The organism is Pseudanabaena sp. PCC 6802 (genome assembly GCF_000332175.1).
Lineage (GTDB): Bacteria > Cyanobacteriota > Cyanobacteriia > Pseudanabaenales > Pseudanabaenaceae > PCC-6802.
Genome location: NZ_KB235914.1, coordinates 431,443 through 456,221, shown reverse-complemented (window position 1 = coordinate 456,221; position 24,779 = coordinate 431,443). Strand labels below are relative to the sequence as shown.

The 24,779-nt window shown below is 47.1% G+C and carries 23 protein-coding genes; 10 read left to right on the top strand and 13 right to left on the bottom strand.

The window, feature by feature from the left end; translation table 11 throughout:
* Positions 1 to 297: 297 nt before the first annotated feature.
* Positions 298 to 2,613, bottom strand: a complete 2,316-nt coding sequence (gene glgB / locus PSE6802_RS28140) for a 1,4-alpha-glucan branching protein GlgB (protein WP_019499431.1) — start codon at positions 2,611 to 2,613, stop codon at positions 298 to 300.
* Between the two features lie 504 nt (positions 2,614 to 3,117).
* Here glgB and PSE6802_RS0107455 point away from each other — a divergent pair.
* The 10 genes from PSE6802_RS0107455 to PSE6802_RS0107410 all read left to right on the top strand — a co-directional run bounded on the left by PSE6802_RS0107455 (position 3,118) and on the right by PSE6802_RS0107410 (position 11,142).
* Entirely contained in the window at positions 3,118 to 3,390 is a 273-nt protein-coding gene (locus PSE6802_RS0107455; protein ID WP_019499430.1) for a cupin domain-containing protein, read from the top strand.
* Positions 3,391 to 3,456: 66 nt separating this feature from the next.
* Positions 3,457 to 4,137, top strand: a complete 681-nt coding sequence (locus PSE6802_RS0107450; RefSeq protein ID WP_019499429.1) for an esterase/lipase family protein — start codon at positions 3,457 to 3,459, stop codon at positions 4,135 to 4,137.
* A 139-nt stretch (positions 4,138 to 4,276) separates the two neighbouring features.
* Positions 4,277 to 6,223, top strand: coding sequence for a prolyl oligopeptidase family serine peptidase (locus PSE6802_RS0107445; protein ID WP_019499428.1), 1,947 nt, complete (start codon positions 4,277 to 4,279; stop codon positions 6,221 to 6,223).
* 132 nt (positions 6,224 to 6,355) lie between these two features.
* Entirely contained in the window at positions 6,356 to 6,691 is a 336-nt protein-coding gene (locus PSE6802_RS28135; protein ID WP_019499427.1) for a hypothetical protein, read from the top strand.
* A 26-nt stretch (positions 6,692 to 6,717) separates the two neighbouring features.
* On the top strand, positions 6,718 to 6,882 hold the full coding sequence (locus PSE6802_RS28130) for an element excision factor XisH family protein (protein ID WP_019499426.1): 165 nt from the start codon (positions 6,718 to 6,720) through the stop codon (positions 6,880 to 6,882).
* Positions 6,870 to 7,205: a XisI protein gene (locus tag PSE6802_RS0107430; protein ID WP_019499425.1), complete on the top strand. Its 336-nt coding sequence runs from the start codon at positions 6,870 to 6,872 to the stop codon at positions 7,203 to 7,205. The genes PSE6802_RS28130 and PSE6802_RS0107430 overlap by 13 nt, the downstream gene beginning before the upstream one ends.
* A gap of 61 nt (positions 7,206 to 7,266) precedes the next feature.
* A complete protein-coding gene (locus PSE6802_RS0107425) occupies positions 7,267 to 8,508 on the top strand; it encodes an AAA family ATPase (RefSeq protein WP_019499424.1) in 1,242 nt (413 codons plus the stop codon).
* A gap of 1 nt (position 8,509) precedes the next feature.
* The gene (locus tag PSE6802_RS0107420) at positions 8,510 to 9,052 is read left to right on the top strand and encodes a hypothetical protein (RefSeq protein ID WP_019499423.1); all 543 of its coding nucleotides are present in this window, start codon (positions 8,510 to 8,512) and stop codon (positions 9,050 to 9,052) included.
* Between the two features lie 83 nt (positions 9,053 to 9,135).
* Positions 9,136 to 10,437: an NF041680 family putative transposase gene (locus PSE6802_RS0107415; RefSeq protein WP_019498766.1), complete on the top strand. Its 1,302-nt coding sequence runs from the start codon at positions 9,136 to 9,138 to the stop codon at positions 10,435 to 10,437.
* 240 nt (positions 10,438 to 10,677) lie between these two features.
* A complete protein-coding gene (locus PSE6802_RS0107410; protein WP_019499421.1) occupies positions 10,678 to 11,142 on the top strand; it encodes an MEKHLA domain-containing protein in 465 nt (154 codons plus the stop codon).
* A 6-nt stretch (positions 11,143 to 11,148) separates the two neighbouring features.
* Here the strand turns inward: PSE6802_RS0107410 and mnmG are convergent, their stop codons facing one another.
* The 12 genes from mnmG to PSE6802_RS0107345 form a co-directional block, all read right to left on the bottom strand.
* Positions 11,149 to 13,053, bottom strand: a complete 1,905-nt coding sequence (mnmG, locus tag PSE6802_RS0107405) for a tRNA uridine-5-carboxymethylaminomethyl(34) synthesis enzyme MnmG (protein WP_019499420.1) — start codon at positions 13,051 to 13,053, stop codon at positions 11,149 to 11,151.
* Positions 13,054 to 13,164: 111 nt separating this feature from the next.
* Positions 13,165 to 13,554, bottom strand: coding sequence for a response regulator (locus PSE6802_RS0107400; protein WP_019499419.1), 390 nt, complete (start codon positions 13,552 to 13,554; stop codon positions 13,165 to 13,167).
* Positions 13,555 to 13,556: 2 nt separating this feature from the next.
* Positions 13,557 to 15,227, bottom strand: a complete 1,671-nt coding sequence (locus tag PSE6802_RS0107395; RefSeq protein WP_019499418.1) for a sensor histidine kinase — start codon at positions 15,225 to 15,227, stop codon at positions 13,557 to 13,559.
* Between the two features lie 65 nt (positions 15,228 to 15,292).
* Positions 15,293 to 16,999 carry an NAD+ synthase gene (locus PSE6802_RS0107390; RefSeq protein ID WP_019499417.1) on the bottom strand — a complete coding sequence of 569 codons (1,707 nt, stop codon included), beginning with the start codon at positions 16,997 to 16,999 and terminating at the stop codon, positions 15,293 to 15,295.
* Between the two features lie 18 nt (positions 17,000 to 17,017).
* A complete protein-coding gene (locus PSE6802_RS0107385; RefSeq protein ID WP_019499416.1) occupies positions 17,018 to 17,809 on the bottom strand; it encodes an NYN domain-containing protein in 792 nt (263 codons plus the stop codon).
* Between the two features lie 4 nt (positions 17,810 to 17,813).
* On the bottom strand, positions 17,814 to 18,536 hold the full coding sequence (locus tag PSE6802_RS0107380) for an NUDIX hydrolase (protein WP_019499415.1): 723 nt from the start codon (positions 18,534 to 18,536) through the stop codon (positions 17,814 to 17,816).
* Positions 18,506 to 19,093: a nicotinate-nucleotide adenylyltransferase gene (locus tag PSE6802_RS0107375; protein WP_019499414.1), complete on the bottom strand. Its 588-nt coding sequence runs from the start codon at positions 19,091 to 19,093 to the stop codon at positions 18,506 to 18,508. The genes PSE6802_RS0107380 and PSE6802_RS0107375 overlap by 31 nt, the downstream gene beginning before the upstream one ends.
* A gap of 119 nt (positions 19,094 to 19,212) precedes the next feature.
* Entirely contained in the window at positions 19,213 to 20,580 is a 1,368-nt protein-coding gene (locus PSE6802_RS0107370; protein ID WP_026103135.1) for a nicotinate phosphoribosyltransferase, read from the bottom strand.
* A 356-nt stretch (positions 20,581 to 20,936) separates the two neighbouring features.
* Entirely contained in the window at positions 20,937 to 22,301 is a 1,365-nt protein-coding gene (locus PSE6802_RS0107365) for a hypothetical protein (RefSeq protein WP_019499412.1), read from the bottom strand.
* A gap of 204 nt (positions 22,302 to 22,505) precedes the next feature.
* Positions 22,506 to 23,006 carry an AAA family ATPase gene (locus PSE6802_RS0107355; RefSeq protein ID WP_019499410.1) on the bottom strand — a complete coding sequence of 167 codons (501 nt, stop codon included), beginning with the start codon at positions 23,004 to 23,006 and terminating at the stop codon, positions 22,506 to 22,508.
* Positions 22,985 to 23,554: a DOMON-like domain-containing protein gene (locus PSE6802_RS0107350; RefSeq protein WP_019499409.1), complete on the bottom strand. Its 570-nt coding sequence runs from the start codon at positions 23,552 to 23,554 to the stop codon at positions 22,985 to 22,987. The genes PSE6802_RS0107355 and PSE6802_RS0107350 overlap by 22 nt, the downstream gene beginning before the upstream one ends.
* Entirely contained in the window at positions 23,551 to 24,690 is a 1,140-nt protein-coding gene (locus PSE6802_RS0107345) for a phosphotransferase enzyme family protein (protein ID WP_036945866.1), read from the bottom strand. Before PSE6802_RS0107345 ends, PSE6802_RS0107350 begins: the two co-directional genes overlap by 4 nt.
* Positions 24,691 to 24,779 lie beyond the last annotated feature (89 nt).

Genomic DNA, 24,779 nt, shown 5'->3' with positions numbered 1-24,779 from the left:
GATGAGCGTACGGGAATTGTTTATATAGCTATAGCCAACAGGCTTAGGACGGGGTGCAGGGGTGGAACCCCTGCGTGGGGGCACAGCCCCCACACCCCCTGTCCTAACAGATCTGTCTATGGCTATATTTTGCGGGTGAAGATTTATAGCTATAGCTCGTGAGTTCGACCGCTCTGTTCCCCCTCTCCCAATTTTGGGAGAGGGGGCTAGGGGGTGAGGGCAAATAAGCCATAATTGCTTAAAGGGATCGGCACGGAGGCAATGCCCCTAGAGGGATTTCGTGCATGAGAGGATCTCTCAGACAGATTGCTCCACTACTTCTGTTTCGCTTTCTGAAGTGACTTCAGGCTCGGGATCGATTTCTTCCTTAGTCAGCTTAAACACGAGAGTTGACAAAGGTGGCAAGCAGATATCAAGCGAATAGGGCATATAGTGATAGCCCCAGTTTTCTGAGTATTTACCGCCGTAGTTGCCCGCACCGCTGCCACCATAGACCGTAGCGTCGCTGTTAAAGATTTCCGAATAAAATCCCTTCTTCGGTACGCCAATGCGGTAGTTGCTATGCAGTACGGGCGTGAAGTTGCAGATGACAATTAAGGAATTCCCTAACTTATCCTTGCGCATGAAGGAAACAACAGAGTTGCGATTATCGCTGCAATCAATCCATTGGAAGCCGTCGTAGGAGCAGTCAACTTCGTATAGAGCTGGTTCGGCTTTTACAAGTGCGTTTAGATCGGTAAACAGCTTTTGAATGCCCCGATGAGGCTCGTGGTTCAACAGATCCCAATCTAAATCTCCCCAGACATTCCACTCATCGCGCACGGCAAATTCCATACCCATAAATATGGTCTTCTTGCCGGGGTGCGCAAACATGTAACTATAGAGACATCTCAAATTCGCAAACTTATCCCAGTCGTAGCCGGGCATCTTGCCAATCATCGGACTCTTGCCATGTACGACTTCATCATGGGAGAGCGCCAGCACGAAGTTTTCGCTAAACGCATACATGATGCTGAACGTGACGCTGTTTTGATGGAACTGTCGGAACCAGGGATCCATGTGGAAGTAGTCCAACATGTCGTGCATCCATCCCATGTTCCATTTGAAGTTGAAACCCAAGCCGCCAGCATAGGCAGGCCAGGTTACCATCGGCCAATCGGTCGATTCCTCCGCGATCGAGAGCACTCCAGGGAAGTACTCAAAGAGAATGCTGTGGAGGTGGCGGAAAAATTCGATCGCCTCTAAACTCTCCCGTCCGCCATACTCGTTGGGCAACCACTCGCCAGGTTCGCGGCAATAGTCGCGGTAGATCATCGAGGCGACAGCATCGACGCGGATACCATCGATATGGTACTTGTCGAACCAGAACAGGGCATTGGAAATCAGGTAATTACTAACCTCGTTTCGCTTGTAGTTGAAAATCAGCGTACCCCAGCCCTTATGTTCGCCAATGCGAGGATCGGCACTTTCATAAAGATGCGTACCGTCGAACATGGCTAAACCGTGTCCATCCTTGGGGAAGTGACCGGGTACCCAGTCAACAATTACACCAATACCATTTTGGTGGCATTGGTCGATGAAATACATCAAGTCCTCTGGCTTGCCGTAGCGTGACGTGGCGGCGTAGTGACCGATCACCTGATAACCCCAGGAACCGTCAAACGGATGCTCGGCAACGGGCAGCATTTCAATGTGGGTAAAGCCCAAATCCTTGACGTAGGGAATGAGCTTATCCGCCAGTTCGCGATAGGTAAGGAACCTCGCACCAGGCTTCATGTCGGCGGCGTAGACTATAGGGTTGCCGTCGGCAGGAGGCGTGTTGGCATCGCCATGCATCCAGGAACCCAAGTGCAACTCGTACACTGATATGGGTTCCTTCAGCGCATCAGTCGTGCGGCGCTTATCCATCCAGGCCGCATCCTGCCACTTGTGAATGTTGAGGTCGGTGACGATCGAAGCGGTTTTCGGACGAACTTCCTGCTGGAAGCCATAAGGGTCGGACTTTTCATAGATGTGACCCACATCGTTTTTAATTTCAAACTTATACTTAGTACCAGCACCAATGCCTGGGACGAATAATTCCCACACTCCAGGATCGCCTTTGCGCATTTGGTGTTTGCGCCCATCCCAATAGTTAAAGTCTCCGATCACGGATACATTGCGGGCATTTGGTGCCCAGACGGCAAAATAAACACCGCTAACCCCCTCTGCTGTGGTAACGTGCGCGCCCATTTTTTCGTAGATTTGATAGTGGGTGCCCTGCCCGAACAAGTGGCGATCGAACTCAGTCATCAAAGGCGATTTGAAGAAATAGGGATCGTAGATCGTGCGATCGCTGCCACCTTCTGTCACTTTGAGCTTGTAACTAAACATGTGGGGCGTATCGATAACGCACTCAAAGAAGTGGGGGTGGTGGACAGAATGCATGGGATAGGTCATGTGGCGATCTGAGTCCATCACAGATACCGCTTCAGCATCGGGTAGGTAGGCTCTTACCACCCAAGCAGGTTTACCATCCCGCTCAATTTCATGGGGGCCAAGCACAGCAAAGGGATCTTGATGCTGGTTCCAAACGATGCGATCGATCTGCTCTGCTGATATTGTGGGTGACATATTCATAAAATTGAGTAGGAAAATATACTTAGAGTATTAATATTAAGAATACTTAATAATTGTACCTGTGTCGATGTTAGTTTTGACTTTAGCTTGATTTAACTAAGGTTGATTGCATTGACAGAGCCTACACAGGTACTCCAGTAGGTAGGATGTCATGGGTAAGGTGGGCAATGCTCGCCCTACGATATATATCGATACTATAGCTACAGCCAATAGGCTTAGGACGGGGTGCAGGGGTTCCACCCCTGCGTGGGGTCGCAGCCCCCACACCCCCTGTCCTAACAGATCTGTCTACGGCTATAGTTTCAAGATTGATTTAGATCATCTCTTGTAATGGTTCAATTTTTACCGATCGCAGCAGAAAAAGTTTGTAGTTGTCTCAGATTTGTCGTAGGGGCGGTTTTTATACGCGTGTCTCCCGTGACGAGCAAAACTACTAGCTAAACCTGCCCTGCGCTCAACCGAGTAATAAAAGATTTAAAGGAGGAAAAGTTTGTAGCTATGAAAATACAAGTAGAAAAACAACCTACTGAAGCGCATTTGCAAGAGCTAGGCGTGAAAAATTGGGGTATTTGGACTAAGGAAGCATCTGAGTTTCCCTGGCACTACGACAGTCAGGAAACCTGTTATTTGCTCGAAGGTGAAGTAATCGTCACGCCCGAATCCGGCGATCCAGTGCATATAGGGAAAGGCGACCTGGTAACTTTTCCCGCTGGAATGTCGTGTACGTGGAAAATCCTCAAAGACGTAAAGAAACACTACCGTTTTGCCTAAACTTTCCTGCTGACCGATGAAAGCTAAAAGCTAAAAGCTAATTACCTAAAAACCTTGAACCCCTACATGTATCTACCTAGCGTAATTTTACCTGGCTATTTAGCTGGTGCATCTGATTATTTCGACTTGGCAGCAAGGCTAACCGCACAAAATATGCCAACTGAAGTCGTGCCGCTACAGTGGTGGGAATGGCTGCCTACGGTAGGGGGGCGATCGATGGCTCCGATTCTAGCGAGACTGGATGCCACTGTAAAAGATGTTTTACAGCGGTACGACGTTCCGCAGGTAAATATAATCGCCCATTCTGCCGGTGGCTGGGTGGCGCGGATCTATTTGGGTGGCATTCCCTATTACGATCGCACTTGGCACGCCGAGCCTATGGTAGCCAGCTTAATTACTCTGGGCACGCCCCACCGCAGCTTAGAGCCTTGGACGCGGCGCAACCTCGGCTTTGTCAACGACAATTATCCGGGTGCATTTTATACAAGCGTCAAATATGTATGCGTCGCTGGTAAGGCAGTCTACGGCGAAAAGAAATTGTCCAGATGGTTAGCCTATAGCAGCTACGAGTTAACCTGCGGTGTTGGTAATACTTGGGGCGATGGCATTACCCCAATTGAGGCAGCGCACCTGGATGGGGCAGAAAATTTAGTGGTGGAAGGCGCTAACCATTCGCCCAGATCCGGTATCTGGTACGGTTCTGCGTCAGTTAGCGATGTTTGGTCTGTTTATATTACGAAAAAATAAGATTGGGTATGGGGGTAGCCATTTTGCCAGAAGTAGGCTACACTTACCGATGTGTGAGGAGCGAACCGAATGAAGGAGCCGAACGAAACGAGGAAAGTTATCGGCTCCTTCTTTCGTTTTGGAAATTATTAAGCTACCCATGAAGCTGTTTAAGATTCTACCTGCCCTAACTCTTGCTACATATTTCAGTACTGCCCCAAAAGTTATAGCCGTCCCACAGACTTACACGGGTTTGGGCAAATCGAGCATTGATGCCGCTACGTTAAAGAAATATGCACCTCCCAGCCTCGACGCAACCGTAACTCGGCAAATCGAGGCAATGCTGGACGTGCGATCGCCTGGTTTAGGAATGCTTACCCCCGATGGCAAGCAGTTATTTTTCGGTTGGGGCATTACGGGCGTGGCTCAGGTATGGCGCATCGACGGTGCTCGAACATTTCCGGTGCAGGTCACTGGCGGACAGGATGCGACGACGATTGTGGGCATAAGTCCGAATGGCAAGTATATCGTGCTGTCTCGCGATCGCCAGGGTGAAGAGAATGCCGGTCTGTATATTCAACCTACTAGCGGCGGCGCTTTACAGGTAATTCAGCACCTGCCGCAGGTGCGAACGTCCTTTGCCACCATTTCTGATGATTCGCGCTACATCTACTTTAACGCCAACGATATCAAGCCCGATTCCTTTGCCATCTATCGCTACGATCTCACAACCAGGCAGAAACAACTTATTTTTTCCGAGTCAGGCTTTTGGGCGATCGCTGACAGGTTGCCCACAGGTAAGTTGCTACTGGTAAAAGCTACAGGCAGCCTCTATCGCGAGTATTACACCTTTGACGAACAAAGCAAGCAACTGCAACCCATTTTAGGACAGGACGAGCGTCAGGAGTACGAAGTCGCATTTGGCGATCGCCCAGATGAATTTTTGGTACTCACGCCAAAGTTTGGCGAGTTCCGTCGCCTCTATCGATACGCGAACGGAAAGTTTACGCCGATCTCACCGGAAGTACCAATGGATGTCTCTGGCTTTGAGATCGATTACCCTCGAAAACGGATTATTTACAGCGTCAACGATCGCGGCTATTCGCGTTTGTTAGCAATGGATGCGCGGACTTTTAAGCCGATCGCTTTACCTCAATTTGAGGGCGCAGATCGTATCTACGCGGGGACGATTTCGCGGGATGGTCGCTTTATGACGATCGGGGTGGAAACGGGGAAAGCGCCGCGCACTAGCTATGTCTACGATTGGTCAACGGGTAAATTAACCCAGTGGGTGTTACCCAGCATTCCCGAGGTAGATGCGAGTCGATTTGTTGCTGCCACTCTGTCATCATATCCCGCTCGCGACGGTACGAAGATTCCCATGTTTGTCTGGCGATCGCCCCAGTGCGAGCAGAAAGCATGTCCCGTCGTCGTGCATTTTCATGGCGGCCCCGAAGCACAAAGTACGGCGGGGTTTAATCGCCTAGCGCAGATGTTTGTAGATGCAGGTTTTGTTTACGTGGAACCCAACGTGCGCGGTAGCGATGGATATGGCAAAAACTGGCTGAATGCCGATAATGGAGCCAAGCGTTTGGGAGTAATTACGGATATTGAAGACTGCGCTCTCTACATTCGTAAAGCCTGGCAGGTGAATGGCAAAACCCCTAAGATTGGTATTATGGGTTGGAGCTATGGCGGCTATTCGGCGCTGATTGGGATGACCAAATTTGCTGGCAGCTATGATGCGGGAGTTTCCTTAGTTGGCATGAGCAATCTCTTGTCATTCCTGCAAAATACGGCTCCGGCGCGGCGGCAACTGCGAATTACTGAATATGGCGATCCGCAGCGCGATCGCGCTGCTCTAATTGCACTTTCACCCATCACCTATATCGAGCGATTAAAAGCTCCATTGTTGATTATCCAGGGAGCCAACGATCCGCGCGTACCAGTGGGTGAAGCAGTACAAATGCAAGTGGCTTTGGAGCAGCGTAAGATTCCCTCTCAACTGATTATTTTTGCGGATGAGGGGCACGGTTCAGGCAAACGCAGCAATCAGGTACTGGAGGTCGGACATACGATCGCCTTCTTGCGTCGTCATTTGCAATAATATAGCTGTAGGCAGATCGGTTATTACAGGGGGTCTGGGGTGTGCGTCCCCACCATGGGGGTAGAAATCCTGCACCCCGTCTCAAACCTGTTGGCTATAGCTATAGTTTAATTTAGCCCGAAGAAGGTAGGAATGGTACAAACAATCCCAGCTACTGAAATTACCCTACGCGAGCTGAAGCAAGCATTTGGATTGCAGCAAGCTCAAAGCCCAACCTTTTTCCCAGAATGGTTGGAGGCTTATCCCGATCTGAGTCAATTAGAGCAACAGTTATTGGATCGGGTGAAGGCTAATTTTTTGGAATTGATGGAAGATCCGCCGATGCTTGAAAATAGTGTCAAGCTGGTAATTCTTGTGCCACTTCTAGATCTAGCCGATTTTTATCATAGGTCATTTCGGATTGAGACAGAAACCAGCGTCGATGTCGAAATGGAAGATGAGGGAGTTATGATTCGAGGCCGCATTTAGGTCAATACGTTTTATATCAAGGAGTAATGGTGTATCGGGAAGAAAAGCGAAGGCTTTACTTGGCAGTTCGCGATGATGTTTACTTAGACATATTTTCCGAGCCAATAGGAAGGATTTTTATTGAGAACAATCAGCTCAATATTATTGTTTTCGATCCAGTAACGGAGGAAATCGTCAAATGGATAAATTAGCTGAATACAGTCAAATAATTGAGTCTGTTCTACAGAATCATGCGAAAATCCCCCATAGTTATGGTGAAATTCATAATAGTGTTGTAATTGACGCGGAACGAAAGAATTTCTTGTTGATGATAGAAGGCTGGGAAAAGCACCGTAGGGTACACGGTTGCCTAGTACACGTACAGATTATCGATAATAAGATCTGGATTCAGCGAGATGGCCTTGAGGATGGCATTACGGGTGAGCTAGAGGAAGCAGGTATTCCAAAGGATAAGATCGTGTTAGGTTTTTACCCGGCTCACGTGCGTCCTCATACAGGTTATGCTGTAGCCTAGAGCTACTGAAAGAACCAGAAAATATTAAAGCCGAGTAATTAGATACAGAGGCGATCGCCATATGATTACAGAAATTCAGGTAGAGAATTTTAAATCTATTCAAAAGCTCAAGCTAGACTTGGGGCGAATAACAGTATTGATTGGCGAAAATGGTTGTGGCAAGAGCAATATATTAGAAGCGATCGCTCTAGCCTCTGCTGCTGCCAACAATAAATTAGATAACGAGTTCTTATTCTCTAGGGGTATCAGAGTTACAGAGCCTCAATTTATGCGATCGGCATTTGAACAGGAAACCCTTGATAAAGAGATAAAGATATATTTAAGAATGGAAGATGGAAGTAATTTTAAATACATACTGCAAAATGATAATCAATCTTACTCTAGTTGGAGAGAGAAGCATCTTGAAATGCTCAACCAACTCAATGAGATTGCGACTGATAAGATGGAAGTGATTGTTGAGTGGGCATCTAAAGAGTTTGGAGCTAATGCCACTGATCGCGGAGAGGATAACGATCGCAAGAGAAAACTTGCTTTGTTACTTGAAACAATTTCAGATGTCAAAGAAAAACTTGCTTTATTAATTGCAGAAACTTCAGCCGATACGACTGGAATTATCTCAGAATGGGGAAACCGAGATAGTCTTAGTAGTTTCCTGATATATTCTCCAGAAAATTCATCATTGCGTATTTTTGAGCGAGAAGGACAGATCCAGCCGTTAGGAATTAATGGAGAGGGGCTATTTAAACTTCTTAAGTCTTTAAATTCGGACGAAAATATTGATGAAATCAATGAGATCAAAACCAAACTTAAGCTTATAGATTGGTTTGGTGATTTTGAAATATCTCAAGATTTATTAAGTATGGAACGAAGTATCCAAATTAAAGATAGATACTTGGATGCAAATCTACCTTACTTCGATCAGAAAAGCTCAAATGAAGGCTTTCTATTTTTATTGTTTTACTTTGCCTTATTTATTAGTAGCATTACACCTGACTTTTTTGCTGTTGATAATATTGATGCTTCCCTTAATCCTAAATTATGCAGTCAGCTAACCAGAGAGTTGGTAGAACTGTCTAAAAAACACGATAAGCAAGCCATACTCACAACACATAATCCAGCTATTTTAGACGGACTAAACCTAGATGATGACGAGCAGAGACTGTTTGTAGTTTATCGTAATAGATTCGGACATACCAAAGCTAAACGTATTTTAAAGCCAGAACCTCTAGAGGGACAAAAACCAGTAAAATTATCCGAAGCTTTTATGCGAGGCTATATTGGAGGATTGCCCAAGGGATTTTAAGATGAAGAACACTTTCGCAGGAATTACAGAGGGAATCACCGACCAAATTATTATTGAAAATATTTTAGCTGGATATTTTAACCCCGATATAGATGTTAACTGGCTTCAACCTTTAAGAGACACAACTGATGCAAATAGATCCAGTAATTATGGTGGCTGGAGTCAAGTTTTTGAGTATTGTCAATCAGATGATTTTAAAGAAGCATTTCAGTTCAATGAATACATCATTGTTCAAATAGATACTGACGTTTCAGAAGAACATTACGATGTGCCTCACAGAGATTGCGATGGCGAATTATCTCCTGAAAAACTAATCGAGAATGTAATTACAAAATTTAAATCCTCAATTGGCGAAGATTTTTACAGTCAGAATGAAGATAAAATCATTTTTGCCATAGCCGTTCATTCGACGGAGTGTTGGTTACTACCCCTGTACTACAGTGACAAGAAAAAAGCAAAAATCATAAATTGTCTATCCACATTGAATCAAGCGCTTGCCAAAAAAGGTTTTACAATTGACGCTAATAACTGGAGTTTAGACTAAAAAGTGGTAAAAAGCAGCCAGCCATTGCAGACTGACCGCTTGATGATGGAAGCTGAAAAGACTATAAAATCAACAGCTTCATCATGATTAGTTTGGATAAACTTGAGCAATTTCGCAAGTACACGTACGAAATTATAGGGAACGGGAGAGATGCGCTGTTCGACTTGATGGATGCGGTACTGACGAGTCGGAGTGTTTCATCGTTTGTGGAACTTTCGTTAAGCCCATTATTTCGGAGGGAGTGGTCGAGTATCTATGAAGCACTGCAAGATAGTCATCCTCCACGTGAAGACTTGATGAAGCAATACATACAGCAAATGCCGGCAGCAGAGGTGACGATATTGGCGGGCGACCATACAGCCTGGTCGCGTCCCTATGCGGTGACATTACAAGAACGCACCTACGAACATCAACCTCAACCGGGAGTAGGAAGCAAACCTGTTACGGTGGGGCAAGGATACAGCACAATTGCCTGGATTCCAGAGTCAGAAGGGAGTTTTGCCTTACCGTTGCGGCATGAGCGGATCACCAGTTTCGAGAACCCGATTCAGAAAGCCGCTAGTCAGTTACGCTTGGTTTGTGCGGAAATTCCTGGGACTGTGCTTTTCCTGGGGGATGGCGAGTATGGGTGCGCACCATTTTTGCAGCAAACAGCAGACATCCCGTGTATCAAGCTGCTCAGGCTACGCCCCAACCGGGTTCTGTATCATGCCCCAAAGGATTACGAGGGGCATGGGCGACCCCATAAGCATGGAGAGAAATTTAGCCTCAAAGACTCTGACACTTGGTCTATTCCCCAAGCAGACATCACAATTGCAGAGCCTAAACTGGGACGATTGCAAATTCGTCGATGGCCAAACCTGCACTTAAAGCAAGCCGCAGACCATCCCTTTACACTCATTCTGGTCGAACGTCTTGATATGCCTGAATCGAAACCCCTGTGGTTGATTTGGGTCGCTAAAGACGAGCCAATCTTGAGTGAGGTATGGCAAAAATATCTGCGCAGATTTGCCATTGAGCATTGGTATCGCTTGGTGCGTCAACGTCTCCATTGGACAATCCCTCAGCTTTCTACCCCTGCTCAGATGGAGACTTGGTCGGACTTGATGCCTTTACTTACTTGGCAATTGTGGCTCGCTCGTGAACTTGTCCAAGACTCTCCTCTGCCTTGGCAGAAACCGATGACTAAATTGTCTCCTGGTCGAGTTGCAAATGCTTTTGCTTTAGTTTTGGTCAGGATTGGCTCTCCTTCCCCTGACCCTAAACCTCGCGGTAAGTCTCCAGGTTGGCCTCTTGGGAAAAAACGAACCCAACGGATTCGTTATCCTACTGTCAAAAAACGCTATGCCAAGCCCCTCAAAAAAGCTTCCGCTGCAACTGCTTAGCTCAACTTCTTCCCTTTTATCCTCTCTCTCGCTAGTTTCTATCTAGCGAGATGCTTCTTGTTGCCTTTTAGTCTAAACTCCAGTAATAATAAGAATCCCGAATATTATCGCAGTATTTCATGCAAATACTGCAAACCCAAAACTCTATTAAATTCTTACAAAGAGAATCCCAGTTTTAAAATCTTTGTGGATGAAATTAAAAAGAGAAACATTGTAATAGAGGAAGAGGATTGATTTAAGATGCAGGCTATTTGGCAACAACCTGAACTTATTTTGCATAGTATGCGCTTATATCGCAGCTTTCAGCATTGGACGGGCAAACCTTTAATTGAAACGAAGGGCGCGGATGAGGAAATAGCGCGATCGCTGTTTGAAGCCTCATTCATCCTGGTTTCTCATGGCATGGAAGCCGATCCCATCTTAAATTACGGGAATCTAGCAGCACTCGATCTATGGCAAATGGATTGGGCGCAGTTTACCAGTACGCCTTCTCGCCATACCGCCGAACCAGTGGCAAGGGAGGAGCGCGAACGGCTTTTAAGGCAAGCCCAAACCCACGGCTATATCAGTAACTATAACGGCATTCGCATCTCCAGTACTAGGAAGCGTTTTGAGATTAAATCGGCGATCGTGTGGAACGTTTTAGACGAAGAAGATCGCAAATGCGGTCAAGCCGCCACATTTAGCGAATGGAATTATATTTAAGTGGAATTATTTGGTGACTAGGTCGGCGCAGCGGTTCTTTAGCTCCAGGTATACGAGTAAAGCATTGATATCCGCTGGGTTCACGCCACCGATGCGGCTGGCTTGTCCTATGGTCAGCGGTTGGATTTTTCCAAGTTTTTCGCGCGATTCCATCGAGAGAGTTGCGATTTTGCTGTAGTCCAGATTGGCTGGCAATTTGCGCTCGGACTGACGCTCGATCGCTTCGATCTGTAATTGTTGCCGCTGGATATAGCCTTGATACTTAATCTCGATTTCTGCTCCCTGTTGCTCGGCAAGAGATAGATTGGGATTATCGAGTTGATAGCGCGATAAGTCTGCATAACTGATGCTGGGACGGCGCAACAGGTCAGCCAGCGCGATCGCTCCTTTAATTGCTTCTCCAGTGGAACTAATAATCGCCTTTCCCGCATCGTCATGTTCCTTGAGCCTGGTAGATTGCAGGCGTTCGATCTCTGCCTGGATATTGGCTTGCTTATCGAGGAATAACTGCCAGCGGCGATCGTCGATTAAGCCAATCTCTCGTCCTAGTGCTGTGAGACGGCGATCGGCATTGTCCGAGCGCAGGATGAGACGATACTCGGAGCGGCTGGTGAGCATGCGGTAGGGTTCGCGCAAGTCCTTAGTGCAGAGGTCGTCGATCAGGGTGCCGATATAGCTTTGGGAACGGGGAAATGTATACATAGCGCGATCGCCCGCGTACATCGCCGCGTTAATCCCTGCCACCAGCCCTTGGGCAGCAGCTTCTTCGTAACCCGTAGTACCGTTGATTTGTCCGGCACAGAATAAACCCTCCACCCGCTTGGTCATGAGAGTGGGATAGCATTGCGTGGCGGGAATATAGTCGTATTCCACCGCGTAGGCGGCGCGAAGCATTTGGCAGTTCTCTAAGCCAGGGAGAGTTCGCAACATTTGCAACTGAATCGGTTCCGGCAGACCTGTGGAAAATCCCTGGATATAGAGTTCGGGGATATCGCGTCCCTCAGGTTCGATAAAGATTTGATGGCTTTCCTTATCGGCAAAGCGCACGATTTTATCTTCGATACTGGGACAGTAGCGCGGGCCTTTGGCATCGATGAAGCCACCGTAGACGGGCGATAGATGCAGGTTATCGCGAATAATTTGATGTGTCGCAGCAGTCGTGCGCGTTAGATAGCAGTTCATTTGCTCGCGCTGTACCCAGGCGGTGGGGTCAAAACTGAACCAACGATCTTCCGCGTCAGGTGGTTGCACTTCCATTTTGCTGTAATCGGCAGTGCGCTTGTCCACCCGTGCTGGCGTGCCGGTTTTGAGGCGATCGCTGACAAATCCCAATTCATTCAGAGTTTCAGTCAGTCCCGATACGGCAAACTCTCCGGCTCGACCCGCTGCCATGGAGCGATTGCCTACCCAAATTTGACCGTTCAGAAACGTGCCCGTGGTCAAAATTACGGCTTTGCAGCCATAGCCCACACCAAATTGGGTTTCGACACCTATTACTTTCTGCTTGTTCTCTAAAACAAGATTGACAACCGTGCCCTCGCGCAGTTGCAAATTGGGCTGATTTTCAATGACCTTTTTCATCTCAGCCGCGTATTCGCGTTTATCGGTTTGGGCGCGCAATGCCCAGACGGCAGGGCCTCTGGAATTATTGAGAATGCGGCGTTGCAGGTAGGTGCGATCGGTAATTTTACCGATTTCGCCACCCAGCGCGTCAACCTCGTGCACTAATTGCGATTTGGCAGGGCCACCCACGGCGGGGTTACAGGGCTGCCAAGCAATCCGATCTAGATTCAAAGTAAGCAGTAGGGTTTTACGGCCAAGCCGCGCCGATGCCAGCGCTGCCTCGCAGCCAGCATGACCTGCACCTACGACAATTACTTCATATTCATCTAGAAACTGCACGTTATTCATGACTTAACCCAGGATTATGCAGACCAAAATTAATCGGACAAGCTATATTTTAACTAGTTGGGGGTTTTAAGTAACATTACAAAGATTTCCACAGGTTAAGCTTGTCGTCTATTAATTCAACGCGGCATAAATAATTTGCTGCAACTCTTCCTGCTGCCAAGGCTTAGAAATGCAAGCATAAAGATTAGCCTGTTTGCGAGCTCGATTAATAGCTGCTTCATCAGCCTGCCCGGTCAGCATGATAGTTTTCACTTCTGGAAAGCGTTGGTGGACTTGAATTAAAAACTCATCCCCCCTGACATTTGGCATCAACCAATCAGAAACAACAATGATAATCTCGATCCTGTCCTGCACTAGATCGTCGATCGCAAGCCAGGCTTCCTCAGCGCTTTGAGCAACCTCATAGATGTACTGACTGCCAAAGCAATTTTTTAGTTGTTGCTTAAGCGCCATCAAAATTGTCTCTTCATCATCAACGCAGAGAATGGCAGTATCGGGCATGTTTAAGTTTCCTCCAAATTGTTACCTTCTATGGGCAACCAGACCTTAAACCGAGTATAACCTGGTTGGCTCTCCACCTCGATCCGTCCCTGGTGGCGATCGACGATCTTCTGGCTGATATACAGCCCTAAACCACTTCCTGCACCTGGGGGTTTGGTAGTAAAGAAGGGATCGAAAATTCTCGGTTGCACTTCGGTTGGGATACCAGATCCTGTATCTATAACGCTCACCGTCACGCCATTCCCTTGCTGCTGCGTCGCGATCGTCAGCGTTCCACCTGATTCCATCGCTTGAGTTGCATTATGAATCAGGTTTGTCCAAAGCTGAATGAGTCGATCTGGATAAGCCCAAATGGCAGGGATATCTTGATAATTTTGCACGACATCTATTTTACGTTTGATCTGGTTATGATAAATTTCCAGTACGGTTTCTACGCCGTCAGTCACTTTTACCAACTGTTTCTGTTCGCTCTGGTCAAAACGAGCGTAGTTTTTGAGAGCAAAAACTATTTTAGCGGAGCGATCTACAGCACCACTTATGATTTGATTGTTCGCAAAAGGACAAGTCAGGTTATAGGCAAATTGGATAGCCCACTGAGCAGAATCGCTCTGCAAAAGGGGGTGCAAAAACTCCATCTCTTCACCAATGCCCATTTCTATGAGGAGATCGGCAACATGTCTGGCATCCGTAATTTTGAACTCTTGCAACTGCGCAGCCATTTTGCGTTTCAGGATGCGACGCTCCTGCGAAGCGATCGATGGTTTATTTTCCAGCGATCGCTCGATCAGTTGAAAAAAGTTTTCTCGTTCTTCAAGATGCAAACGTCGATGCAAATGAGGAAGTTCGGTAAGAGCTGCTTGTAATGCCGTGTGATTGTTGCTGGCTAATGCTTTAATTGCACCTAAGGGATTATTGATTTCATGCGCTACTCCAGCAACCAGTTGCCCAAGTGCCGCCATTTTTTCTTGCTGAATTAGTTGATTCTGCGTTTGCTGTAGTTCCTGCAAAGTAGCTTCTAAAGCCTGGTTTTTATTCCATAGGTTTTTGCTAAACTTGTAGGACAAAGTGCCAATGATAAAGGCTGATAGCAGTAAAGAAAATGAGATTCCAGCGTCGGCCAGATTCCTCGCCTGCTCTTTCCGCTCTACGTAAGCTTTTTCTAAAGCTGCAACTTCGGCATATAGTTCGTCATGGATGCGATCGATGAAGTCGGCATCAACGGAAATTGCTTCTTTGGGCATATTTTGAGCGATCAGCTCTAATGCACCGCTAACTCTAGCCTTATAGGGTCTGTAGAGAGCAAAGAATTTGTCTAGATTGCGATCTCTCCGGTTGATTTGCTCTAGCTTGTCAAAGAGTGATTTGGTACTGTGTTGATTTTCAGCCAGTTCCTCAGCGAGATTCTCGTCAATTTTACCTTTGGAAATACCCTCCCATTCCAGAGCGTAAAGCCGGCTGATGCGCTCCTTGGCTTGTGACAAAAGTAGCCTTTTCTCGTCAATTTGCTCTGCTGCCTGGTTTAGCTGATAAATGACGGATGCTGCTGCGATCGCCACGATAACTGACACGATCGATGTTGCCCATGTTGATAATTGCAGTTTGGGATTTGGTTTGGGTTTGGTTGCAGCTTTGGGAAAGCGCTCCCGTAATGGGGGTTTGAAAAAATTCAACATAGATCGCAGGACATGTCTAGTATATAAAATACCCGTAGTGACGAATTTTTTTACAGTAACGCTTTTTAGTGGAAATCGCTCGATCTAGTACGTTTGCTAGCAATCGGCATCCGCCAGCCGGAGCCAAAGGCGCGATCGCTGATTTTCAGACCCGGTGCTGCCTGACGGCGCTTAAATTCGGCTCTAGCCACCAACTTTACCACCTGCTCCACAACTTCAGGCGCGTGCCCCGCTTTAATAATTTCAGCGGGGGAGGCGTGCGTGCCGATCGAGCGCTGCAAGATATCGTCCAGCACATCGTAGGGCGGCAGCGAATCCCGATCGACCTGGCCGGGTTTGAGTTCGGCACTGGGAGCTTTTGTGAGAATGTGCGCTGGTATAATCGGATGCTCTCGCGTCGCATTCAGCCATTGACATAGAGAATATACCCTGGTTTTGGGGACATCCGAGATCGCTGCCAAACCGCCATTCATATCGCCATAGAGCGTGCAATAGCCAACCGCCATTTCAGATTTGTTGCCAGTCGATAGTAAGAGATGTCCGAATTTATTGGAGATCGCCATGAGCAAATTACCACGGATGCGCGATTGCAGGTTTTCCTCCGTAATATCTGGCGCGGTACCCACAAACATGGGAGCGAGTATGCGATCGAAAGTTTGCATTGCTTCTGCGATCGCCAAAGTCTGGGTGTCTATCTCTAAATTCTTTGCTAGTTCCAAGGCATCGGTGATGGAATGATCTGAGCTATAGGGAGAAGGCATGAGCACGCCCAGCACGTTATCGGCACCAAGGGCTTCGGTCGCGATCGCTGCCACCAGGGCAGAATCAATCCCACCGCTCAGACCAATTACTACCTTTTTAAATCCACATTTTTGGGCATAGTCGCGGACACCGAGAACCAGAGCGTCCCAGATTTCAGCATCGTCGCTTTGAGGTTGTGCCGTTATTTTGCCTTGGAGTAAATCCTGTTTATCTAGATCGAAATCCAACACGAGCAAATCGGTTTTAAAGGCTGGCGCGCGTCCCACTAATTGACCGCTATGGTTAAAGGCAACGCTACTACCATCAAAGATCAAGTCGTCATTGCCACCCACCTGGTTGACATAAATAATTGGCAGTCCGTACTCAATGGCGCTATGCTCGATCATGGCTTCGCGAATCTTTTGCTTGCCTACAGCATAGGGGGATGCGGAGAGATTTACTAACAAGTCGATATCCTTGGCAACTAATTCTGCGACGGGATTTTCAGGATAATTGCGCCTACCCCAAAATTTCTCATCATTCCAAAAATCTTCGCAGATGGTCACGCCAATCCGCATTGTTTGAGAGGAAGAGTCGCTCGCCTCTAGGCTAAAAAAGTTACTCTCTTCCCCAGGTTCAAAGTAGCGATCCTCATCAAATACGTCATAGGTGGGGAGGAGTCGCTTGTGAAATTTACGGACAATTTGTCTATTCTGGATCAGGACTGCGCTATTGAATAGAGGTTTCCCTCCGAATGCGGTTGCCTGAGGATTTGGCTCCACTGTGCCGACTAAAACCGCCATTTTTGCGGGTAAGGCTTGAGCGAGTTTTTGCAGAGCGATCGCCATGTCGTCAATAAAACTGCGATCCATAAGCAAATCGCGGGGTGGATAGCCGCAGAGCGAGAGTTCTGGCGTGAGGAACAAATCTACTCTCTCGCTCGCACAGGTTTGCGCCGCTGCCAGAATTTTCTCAGAGTTACCTATAAGGTCGCCGACGATGGGGTTGAGTTGTGCAATTCCGATTTTCATATGTATTCAATCTTTTGTTTATTCTTTAAATCTAATTTGCAGGTGATTCTGCGTTTTCTTAACCTCAAAGCAGTCGATTGCCTTGACCAGTTCGCTGAGCTTTTTATAGCCATAGTTACGGGCATCAAATGAAGGTGATAATTTAGTCAATTGACTGCCAAAAGGCCCCATATGCGCCCATCCATCCTCTTCATCAACTGCTTCATAGGCATCCTTGAGCAGATTAATTAATTTCTTATTGCTTTTTAGTTTTTGCAAGTTAGCTGCCTCGTCAGCCAAAGAAGGAGAGTTCTTGGCAACATTTTTACTCCCTTCTTCAAGCTTATTTTCTGATAGGTTACCTGTAGATTCAGCTTCTAACTGCATTAAAATTTCCGTGTAGATAAATTTGTCGCAGGCACTAATAAATGCTTCGGGAGTCTTCTTCTCGCCAAAACCATATACGACTAACCCGGATTCTCTCATGCGGCTGGCAAGCTTGGTAAAGTCGCTATCGCTGGATACTATACAAAACCCATCGAAATTCTGCGTGTAGAGCAAATCCATCGCATCGATAATCAGAGCGCTATCGGTAGCATTCTTCCCAGTTGTATAGCTGAATTGCTGAATTGGTTGGATCGCTAGCTTGTGGAGTTTCGATTTCCAGCTACTCAGTTGACTGCTCGTCCAATCGCCATAAATCCGCTTGACATGAGCGGTTCCATATTTTGCAACTTCCTTCAGTAAAGATTCAATCGAGTTAGCGCTAGCATTGTCTGCATCGATTAATACGGCCAGTCTGTGCGATCGCAATTGAGATTCAGGTTGCATACAGTTAAATAAATACCAATGGTTTATCTTTAAAGGGGGCAAAAGCTTCTTCATCGAATCGATAGAGACTGGCAGGTCTGCCTGCACCGCGCGACACTTTTGTCCCAGTATCTGCTAGAAATCCTAATTTTAGTAGACGCGATCGAAAATTGGAATAGTCGGAAAAATTCTCGCCCAACACTGCGACGTAAAGTTGATAAAGATCCCCCAGTGTAAACAATTCCGGCAGTACATCAAAGGCAACGGGACTGTATTCCAGTTTGTTGCACAAACGACGGTGGCCGTACTCCAGAATGCGATTGTGATCGAAGGCTAGTTGAGGGACTTGCTTCACCGGATACCAGGCAATACCGCTCACTCCATCTGCAATTAGTTCCGCCTCCGCATACCTTACCAGCGCAAAGTAACTGACCGACAGGTAGCGTATGTTATAACTTTGCGGATCTTCCCTGGGGTCGCGACCCAGTTCGCCAAACGTGTATAGTTGCTCCAAATAGAGATTCTGCACGCGAATCTTTTCCGACAGGATCCGATCTGCTGCTGCTTCGAGCGATTCGCCTTGCCTGACCAGGGTCCCCGGCAGACACCAATAGTCTCGATACGGTTCTGAGTCCCGCATCACCAGTAGGACTAACAGGCGATTCTGCTCCGTATCTACAGAGAAGATAGCATTATCAACCCCTACTTTAAAATCTGCTAGAGGGTATTGTTTTTTGTTTCCTGCCATGAGTACAGGTGCTCCCTATCTATATACGCTGAAACTGAAGGTACGATGCCCGATCTGTCACCATTTTTACGATACGCTGAAGAGGAGACCATTGGTACGCTAACTTCCGCGATCGCTACTTTCACTCCCCGTTGTTTAAGTTGTTCGATCTCCCGATTGGGAATGTCATAGCCCGCTCTCGGTACAACCAGAATATCGACCTGAGCTAGTAACTCATCCGACCGATACCACGATGGTAATTGGGCGATGAGATCGCCCCCTACTACCAATGTAAACTCTGCATTCGGCCAAAGTACCTTTGCTTTTTGCAGTGTAATCAGAGTACGGGGGTGACTAATATCGGGGTGCAACTCCAGATTTTTATACTCAGACTGCATCGAGGCGATCGCGAGTTCCATCATCTGGATGCGCTGCTCTAGACTGGCTTGGTGGGATTTAAAGGGATTATCGGATACCCACACAACACAAAGATCGAAGTGTTGGCACAGCCATTTCAGAATAGCTTGATGTCCTAGAGTGGGTGGGTCAGCGCTGGTACCGAAGAGAGAGATTTTCATAGAGATTGCGGGTTTAGTGGTTTAGCGATGTCGGAGGATATCGGAGGATATCGGAGGGGTTAAGCATTTGCACCGAGCACTTACACTTGATGCAAAAATTATCGTGCAAATGCTTAACCTTACACCGATCGCGGTTGCGCATCTATCAGCGATTGGAGATGGTGAGAGAGTTGGGGGGAGATGGGATGGATTTGGTTTATGTCTCGGATAGCAGAGGGGAGGTTGACAATCGCCGTGCGGGTGCGTTGGGCGATCGCTTCTAAGCTTTCTGTTGGCTTTATTTGGGTGCCATTTTTGATGATTAGCTCCAGGAGGGCTTGTTCGTTGGGCTGGGTAGCCTCAGTGGCAAGGCCGAGGCGATCCGTATATTGTTCGTTTGCTGGGTCGATACGACGGAAAATTTGTTTGCGACCGGGATAGGTTTGCTTGCCGCTGGACTTTTTGCTGACAGGGATGTCGTTAATTTCTACTAGTTTATAGACTCCATTCACCGGCGTGCCCGTAACTAATTTCGTACCGATGCCGTAGCCATCTATACATGCCCCCTCAGCTTGCAAGCGGGCAATTTCAAATTCGTCGAGATCGCCACTGGCAAAAATGGCAACGTCGGGTAAAAGCGATCGCACGGTTTGCGATAGAGAAACCAGATCGCCGGAATCTAATCGCACACCTTTGAGATTCATTTCACCTGATTGCACTTTGGCAGCTAAATGTCGCGCTGCTTCTATGGTGTCAAACGTGTCAATTAGTAAGGGGCTATTGGGGAAGTAATGGTGAAAAGCAGTAAAAGCCATATCCTCATTACCCTCCGTTGCCGCTAATGCCATCACGAGCGAGTGAGCCATCGTGCCGCTGGGCTTGCGACCTAGTTTCACGGCAGCGAGGACGTTCGAGGTGGAATTCATCCCCGCAGACAGGGCGGCGCGGGCTGCCCACAGCGATGCTTGCGGGCTAAAAGCGCGACGGGTGCCAAATTCTAAGAGCGTGGCGCGATCGCCTGCCACATCTCTCATGCGTGCGGCTTTAGTGGCAATTAGGGTTTGATAGTTAATCGTATTGAGCAGGTAGGTTTCTACTAACTGCGCTTGCCAGAGCGGTGCTTCGACGCGCAGGATTGGTTCGTTGGCAAATATAATCGTTCCTTCTGGCACTGCCCACAGATCGCCCGTAAATCTGGTATTAGCGAGTGTTGACCAGAACTTGTCGCTAACTTGAGGGAATATGCCCGTCGCTCGCAGGGCTTCGATCTGCTCCGAATTAAAACTGAGTTTCTGTAAGTAATCTACGGCTTGTGCTAAGCCCATAGCCACCAGGTAACTAAACCCTTCCGGTAAATGCCGCACGAATAGCTCAAAACTGGCATGGGCATTTTCTAAGCCCTCACCGATGTAGCAAGCTGTCATTGTAAGTTGGTAGAGATCGGTCAGCATGCCGTATTCCGTTGGCGCAAGACAAAGCTCCACGTCCTCTACCTCATTTTTAGCCATTATGGGCAAACCTACTGTCTTCATGGATCGAAACAAAATGGTTGAGATCGACTGCTTGAATTATAGTAGATTTAACCTAAATTATCTATAGCAATTAAATTAATTTTTAGGTTTTACATGCATGGGTTTGGAACACCCGCATAACGACTATAGAGACCCAATTCTCCCCTCATCTTGGTATGTGCGGCTACAATGGCCCCACTAAGCCCCCGTACTAGGGTTATCCCAAAGCGATTTGAGTTTGGATAGCTGCTCGTTGAGAGTCGCGATCGCTGGCAGGATTAACGAAGAACGAATTTAGAACGAAAGAGACTTGAGGCGTAAAGCTGCGATCTCCTTGCCATTTAGTAGCGAAATTATCCAGGAGTCAATTGTGTTAGCTTTGCTTCTGCCTTTAGTTTCAGATCCTGTGCTTTAAGATAGACAGTCGTACCATTTTGAACCTTGTCCAGCTCGTTGATAATTGCTTGTAATTGGCTGATGATGCGGTTGCGATCGCTAGCCTGAGGATTGACCGGGGTTGAAGCAAGCAAATACTCAATTTTGTTTTGGGCATGTTCCAAAGCTCGCACCGATCTAGCTTCTGCTTCTCGACGTTCTCGCACTTCAGCCAGACTGCGCTGATGTTCTGCCATTAACCTTCTTGCTTCTGTATAACCATCGATATCTTGCTGTGGAATCCGCTCTAATTGACTGATTGACTCTTGCCATAGTTGTTCTATCTCCCGCCATCTCGTCTCCGTATGCGGAGGATTTTGCCCTGCTTCTGCAGCTTGTCTAGAGAACTGTCGGGCGGCTGTAATTAGAGCAATGACCTTTTCATTGCCTGCTGCTAAACCAACTGTTTCCTTAAAATTACGCTGATAAGCGGTTAATTTTTGCCGAGCGGTTTTACCTGCCAGGGTTACAGACGGAACTCGTTCGAGTTTATCGATCGCCGCCTGCCAGTTGGTAATAGCGAGACGCTTATCGGTAGGAGTTTGTGCTTGTTGATATTGCCGATATGCCTGTTGATAATCTCGATCTGCCTCAAATAATACGGTTTGGGCGTTTTTCTCTTGGAAAACTTTTGCTTCTAGCTCGCCAGCCTCCACTCGCGATGCTTGTAATCCCGCAGGGCTAAATCTCCAGCTATACCACCAGTAATAGCGATTGTAATCGACCCAATCCCTCACAAACCCTACAGGTAAAGCATCTAAATGCGCTTGTGCTTCTTTTAATTTCTTCTCACCGAGATCGAGATCTTCTGGACTCGTCGGATTTGTAATAAGCTGTTTGGCTAGTTCGAGTTTTGCTTGTGCTTGTTTAAAGTTTGAGTCCATCTCTATGTAACTGGGTAACAGCAAAAGCGGTGCCTTTTCTGATACAGTCCCTCTAATTATGGGATAGGGTAAATTTGCGACGTAGACTACACCACATGGGATACCAAGTAAGATAATCGTCCATACCAAGCGACTGCGCAACTTGCCCCAGTTTACGCCTGGCTTGGCAATGGGTTGAGTTTTTAAATTGTGAGCTTGCAGGATCTCTGCTTCCAACTCGGCTAGTGTTTTGATGGGTTTGGGCTGAGCTAGTGCTGAGGTTGCTGGAGATGCTGGCTGCACCGATGCCGAGGATGGTGGCTGGGCAATATTAACTGAGGCAGTAACTTTTGATGGTTTTACAGTGATGTTTTGAGGCTGATTTTGTAATTTCGCGAATATTGAAGTAAGGATGCCCATAGCTAATGTGTATGAATCAAAGGACTATAAATGATTTCTTCGATCAAAATACCCAAATATCCCAGCAACCGATCGCCCCAGATTTGGATTGATAAACTTAAAAGATTGAAAATGCTCTCGAACAGCTTATTCAGTGGTTTACATCCTAAAGATTCATCCATTCGGGTGAGAGTAGATTGCACTACAAGAATTAATAACTTCTAGCTAGTCCATCCATTCGCTTTCTTTGTTCTCTTGTTTAAACATAATGGAGTCAAATCCGTCGCTGAGATGCGGTGGAGTGCGGCTGAGACAGTTATGCATTTCGATAATTACGTCGTCGGGAACGGGGCGATCGCGGTGTTGGTTGCGGATCAGGCATAACCACAGCGGCACGTCAACCCAAAGTCCCGTAATTGGAGCAAAGCCATGCTGTCTGGCTAAACCTATTACTTCCTGCCGATATTCGCGTTTGTAGTTTGTGGCATCATATATTACGGAATGTTGCGAAGCTGCTGCCTCAGCAAATTCTTGCTGTACCTGCGTCCAGATTTCTCCCCAATTTCCCTGAATACTGGCCGAGCCATAGAGGTTGTAGCGAATCAGGTCGGGTGAAATTAGGCGGGTGGTGGCAGGAGCGCCAAATTGTGGCGATCGCGCCATTGCCCTGGCTAATGTGGACTTGCCGCTTCCTGGCACGCCAATCAGTACGATTGCTGCTGGCATAACATCTCCAAAATAAAACTGTCTCGATCGTGGAAATCTGCTGACATGCCAGGGTGCACTAGCGCCCAGTAAGCGATATTGCCATCCTTGAATTTAGTTACAGCACTAACAGCAATTTTTAATATCTGTTTCGGTTGGATAATTGGTTGCAAGTCGAGATCGATTGCTAGAGACAAGGAATCGGATCGAGTATGAAAACTAAAAGGGAGCGTGGTAAAAGCTAATTCCTCCCGCATCGCTTGTCGATATGTATCAAAATGGTAAACATTCCAATGCCCCGAGGGGGAAAGATTAAACTCCCAGTATGGCTCGGAATCCTTGATTCTTAGAAAAAGCTCAAAACAAGTTTCTTCCCACAGATTATGTTTGCGGAGCGATCGCTCCGCTTGCGGAGGTATAAGGACTATTGCCGCAGGATCGTACAAATAATAATTCATGGATAATGCGTGCGGGGAACGCCGAACATTGCCAGAAATCTTCAGATTTGAGGTGCGATCGCCCGCTCCGAATTCCACCAGATTAAAATTTCTGAAACCGCGATCGCTCATCTCATATCCTCAACGATCTGACGAATTGTAGATTCCTGCGATTCAATGCTTTCCACTAGCTTGAATTGTACTAATGCTCTAGCAAGGTTATGCTCTGGATACGCGATCTTAAAGTATGCGTTTCCTGCCAAGTAGTCTGTAAAGAACCGCAAGCCTAACTCAAATGCGATCGAGCGGATCGAATCATATATATAGTCGTAATCGTGTTTTGTTAAGAATTCGCTAGTCTCAGTTAGATAGGCTTGTAATATTGACTGGCAAAGTTCAGATTCAAAGCATACCGATCCCAAGCAATCGGTTTCCTCCCCCAAAGGATTGCATCCCGATCGCAGACAGTCCCCAATATCGTAATGGATCAGTCCGGGCTTAACAGTATCGAGATCGATAATACTAACAGCTTGCTGCGAATCAATATCGATCATCACGTTGTTAACCTTGGGATCGCCGTGCATCAGACGCAAGGGTAGTTTGCCCTTAGCCTTAGCATCCTCCAGTACGCGCGCCCATGACTGGCGATCGCGGATAAATTCCATGCAGTACCGAGTATCGGGTGATTGAGAGGGATGAGAGGATCGAGCCAAAACACTTTTATACTGTTCTAGATAAAGCGGCGTAATGTGGAATCCCTCTAACGTATCCGCTAATTTGTCAGGAGAGAGATCGCTAATCAAGTTATGAAATGTGCCCAAGGCATACCCAATCTCGTGGGCGTGTTTGCGATCCTGGATCGCATCTAAAGAATATGAGTTGCTCACAAAACCGAGCGCGCGCCAGAACGACCCATCTGGATCGAGCCAATAGTCCATCCCATCTTGCGTTGAGACTACTTGTGGTATTTCCCAACGGCGATCGCTACCTGGTGGGTTGCGTCTCAGGCGATCGCGGGCGTGTTCCGTGAGAATGCGCATGTTTTGCATCACCAGCTCTGGCTGTCGAAATACCTGCGTGTTGATCCTTTGCAGGATGAATCTGGTCTCGGATGCCTCTCCTATGGAATTTATAGTTACCAGGAAGGTATCGTTAATATTGCCGCTCCCAATTGGTTGAATCTCCGAGATATTACCCAGATCGACGAATTTGTTGGCTATAGTCGCAAGATCGTGCGTTTTTATAGAATCTTTATTCGTTGTTGTCATTAACTCCTCAACCACCACCTCAAGCCTGCATCGGACAGTTGTTTCTTCTAAGGTTTCTTCTAACCACGATCCTCGAATTTTTGCTAGGA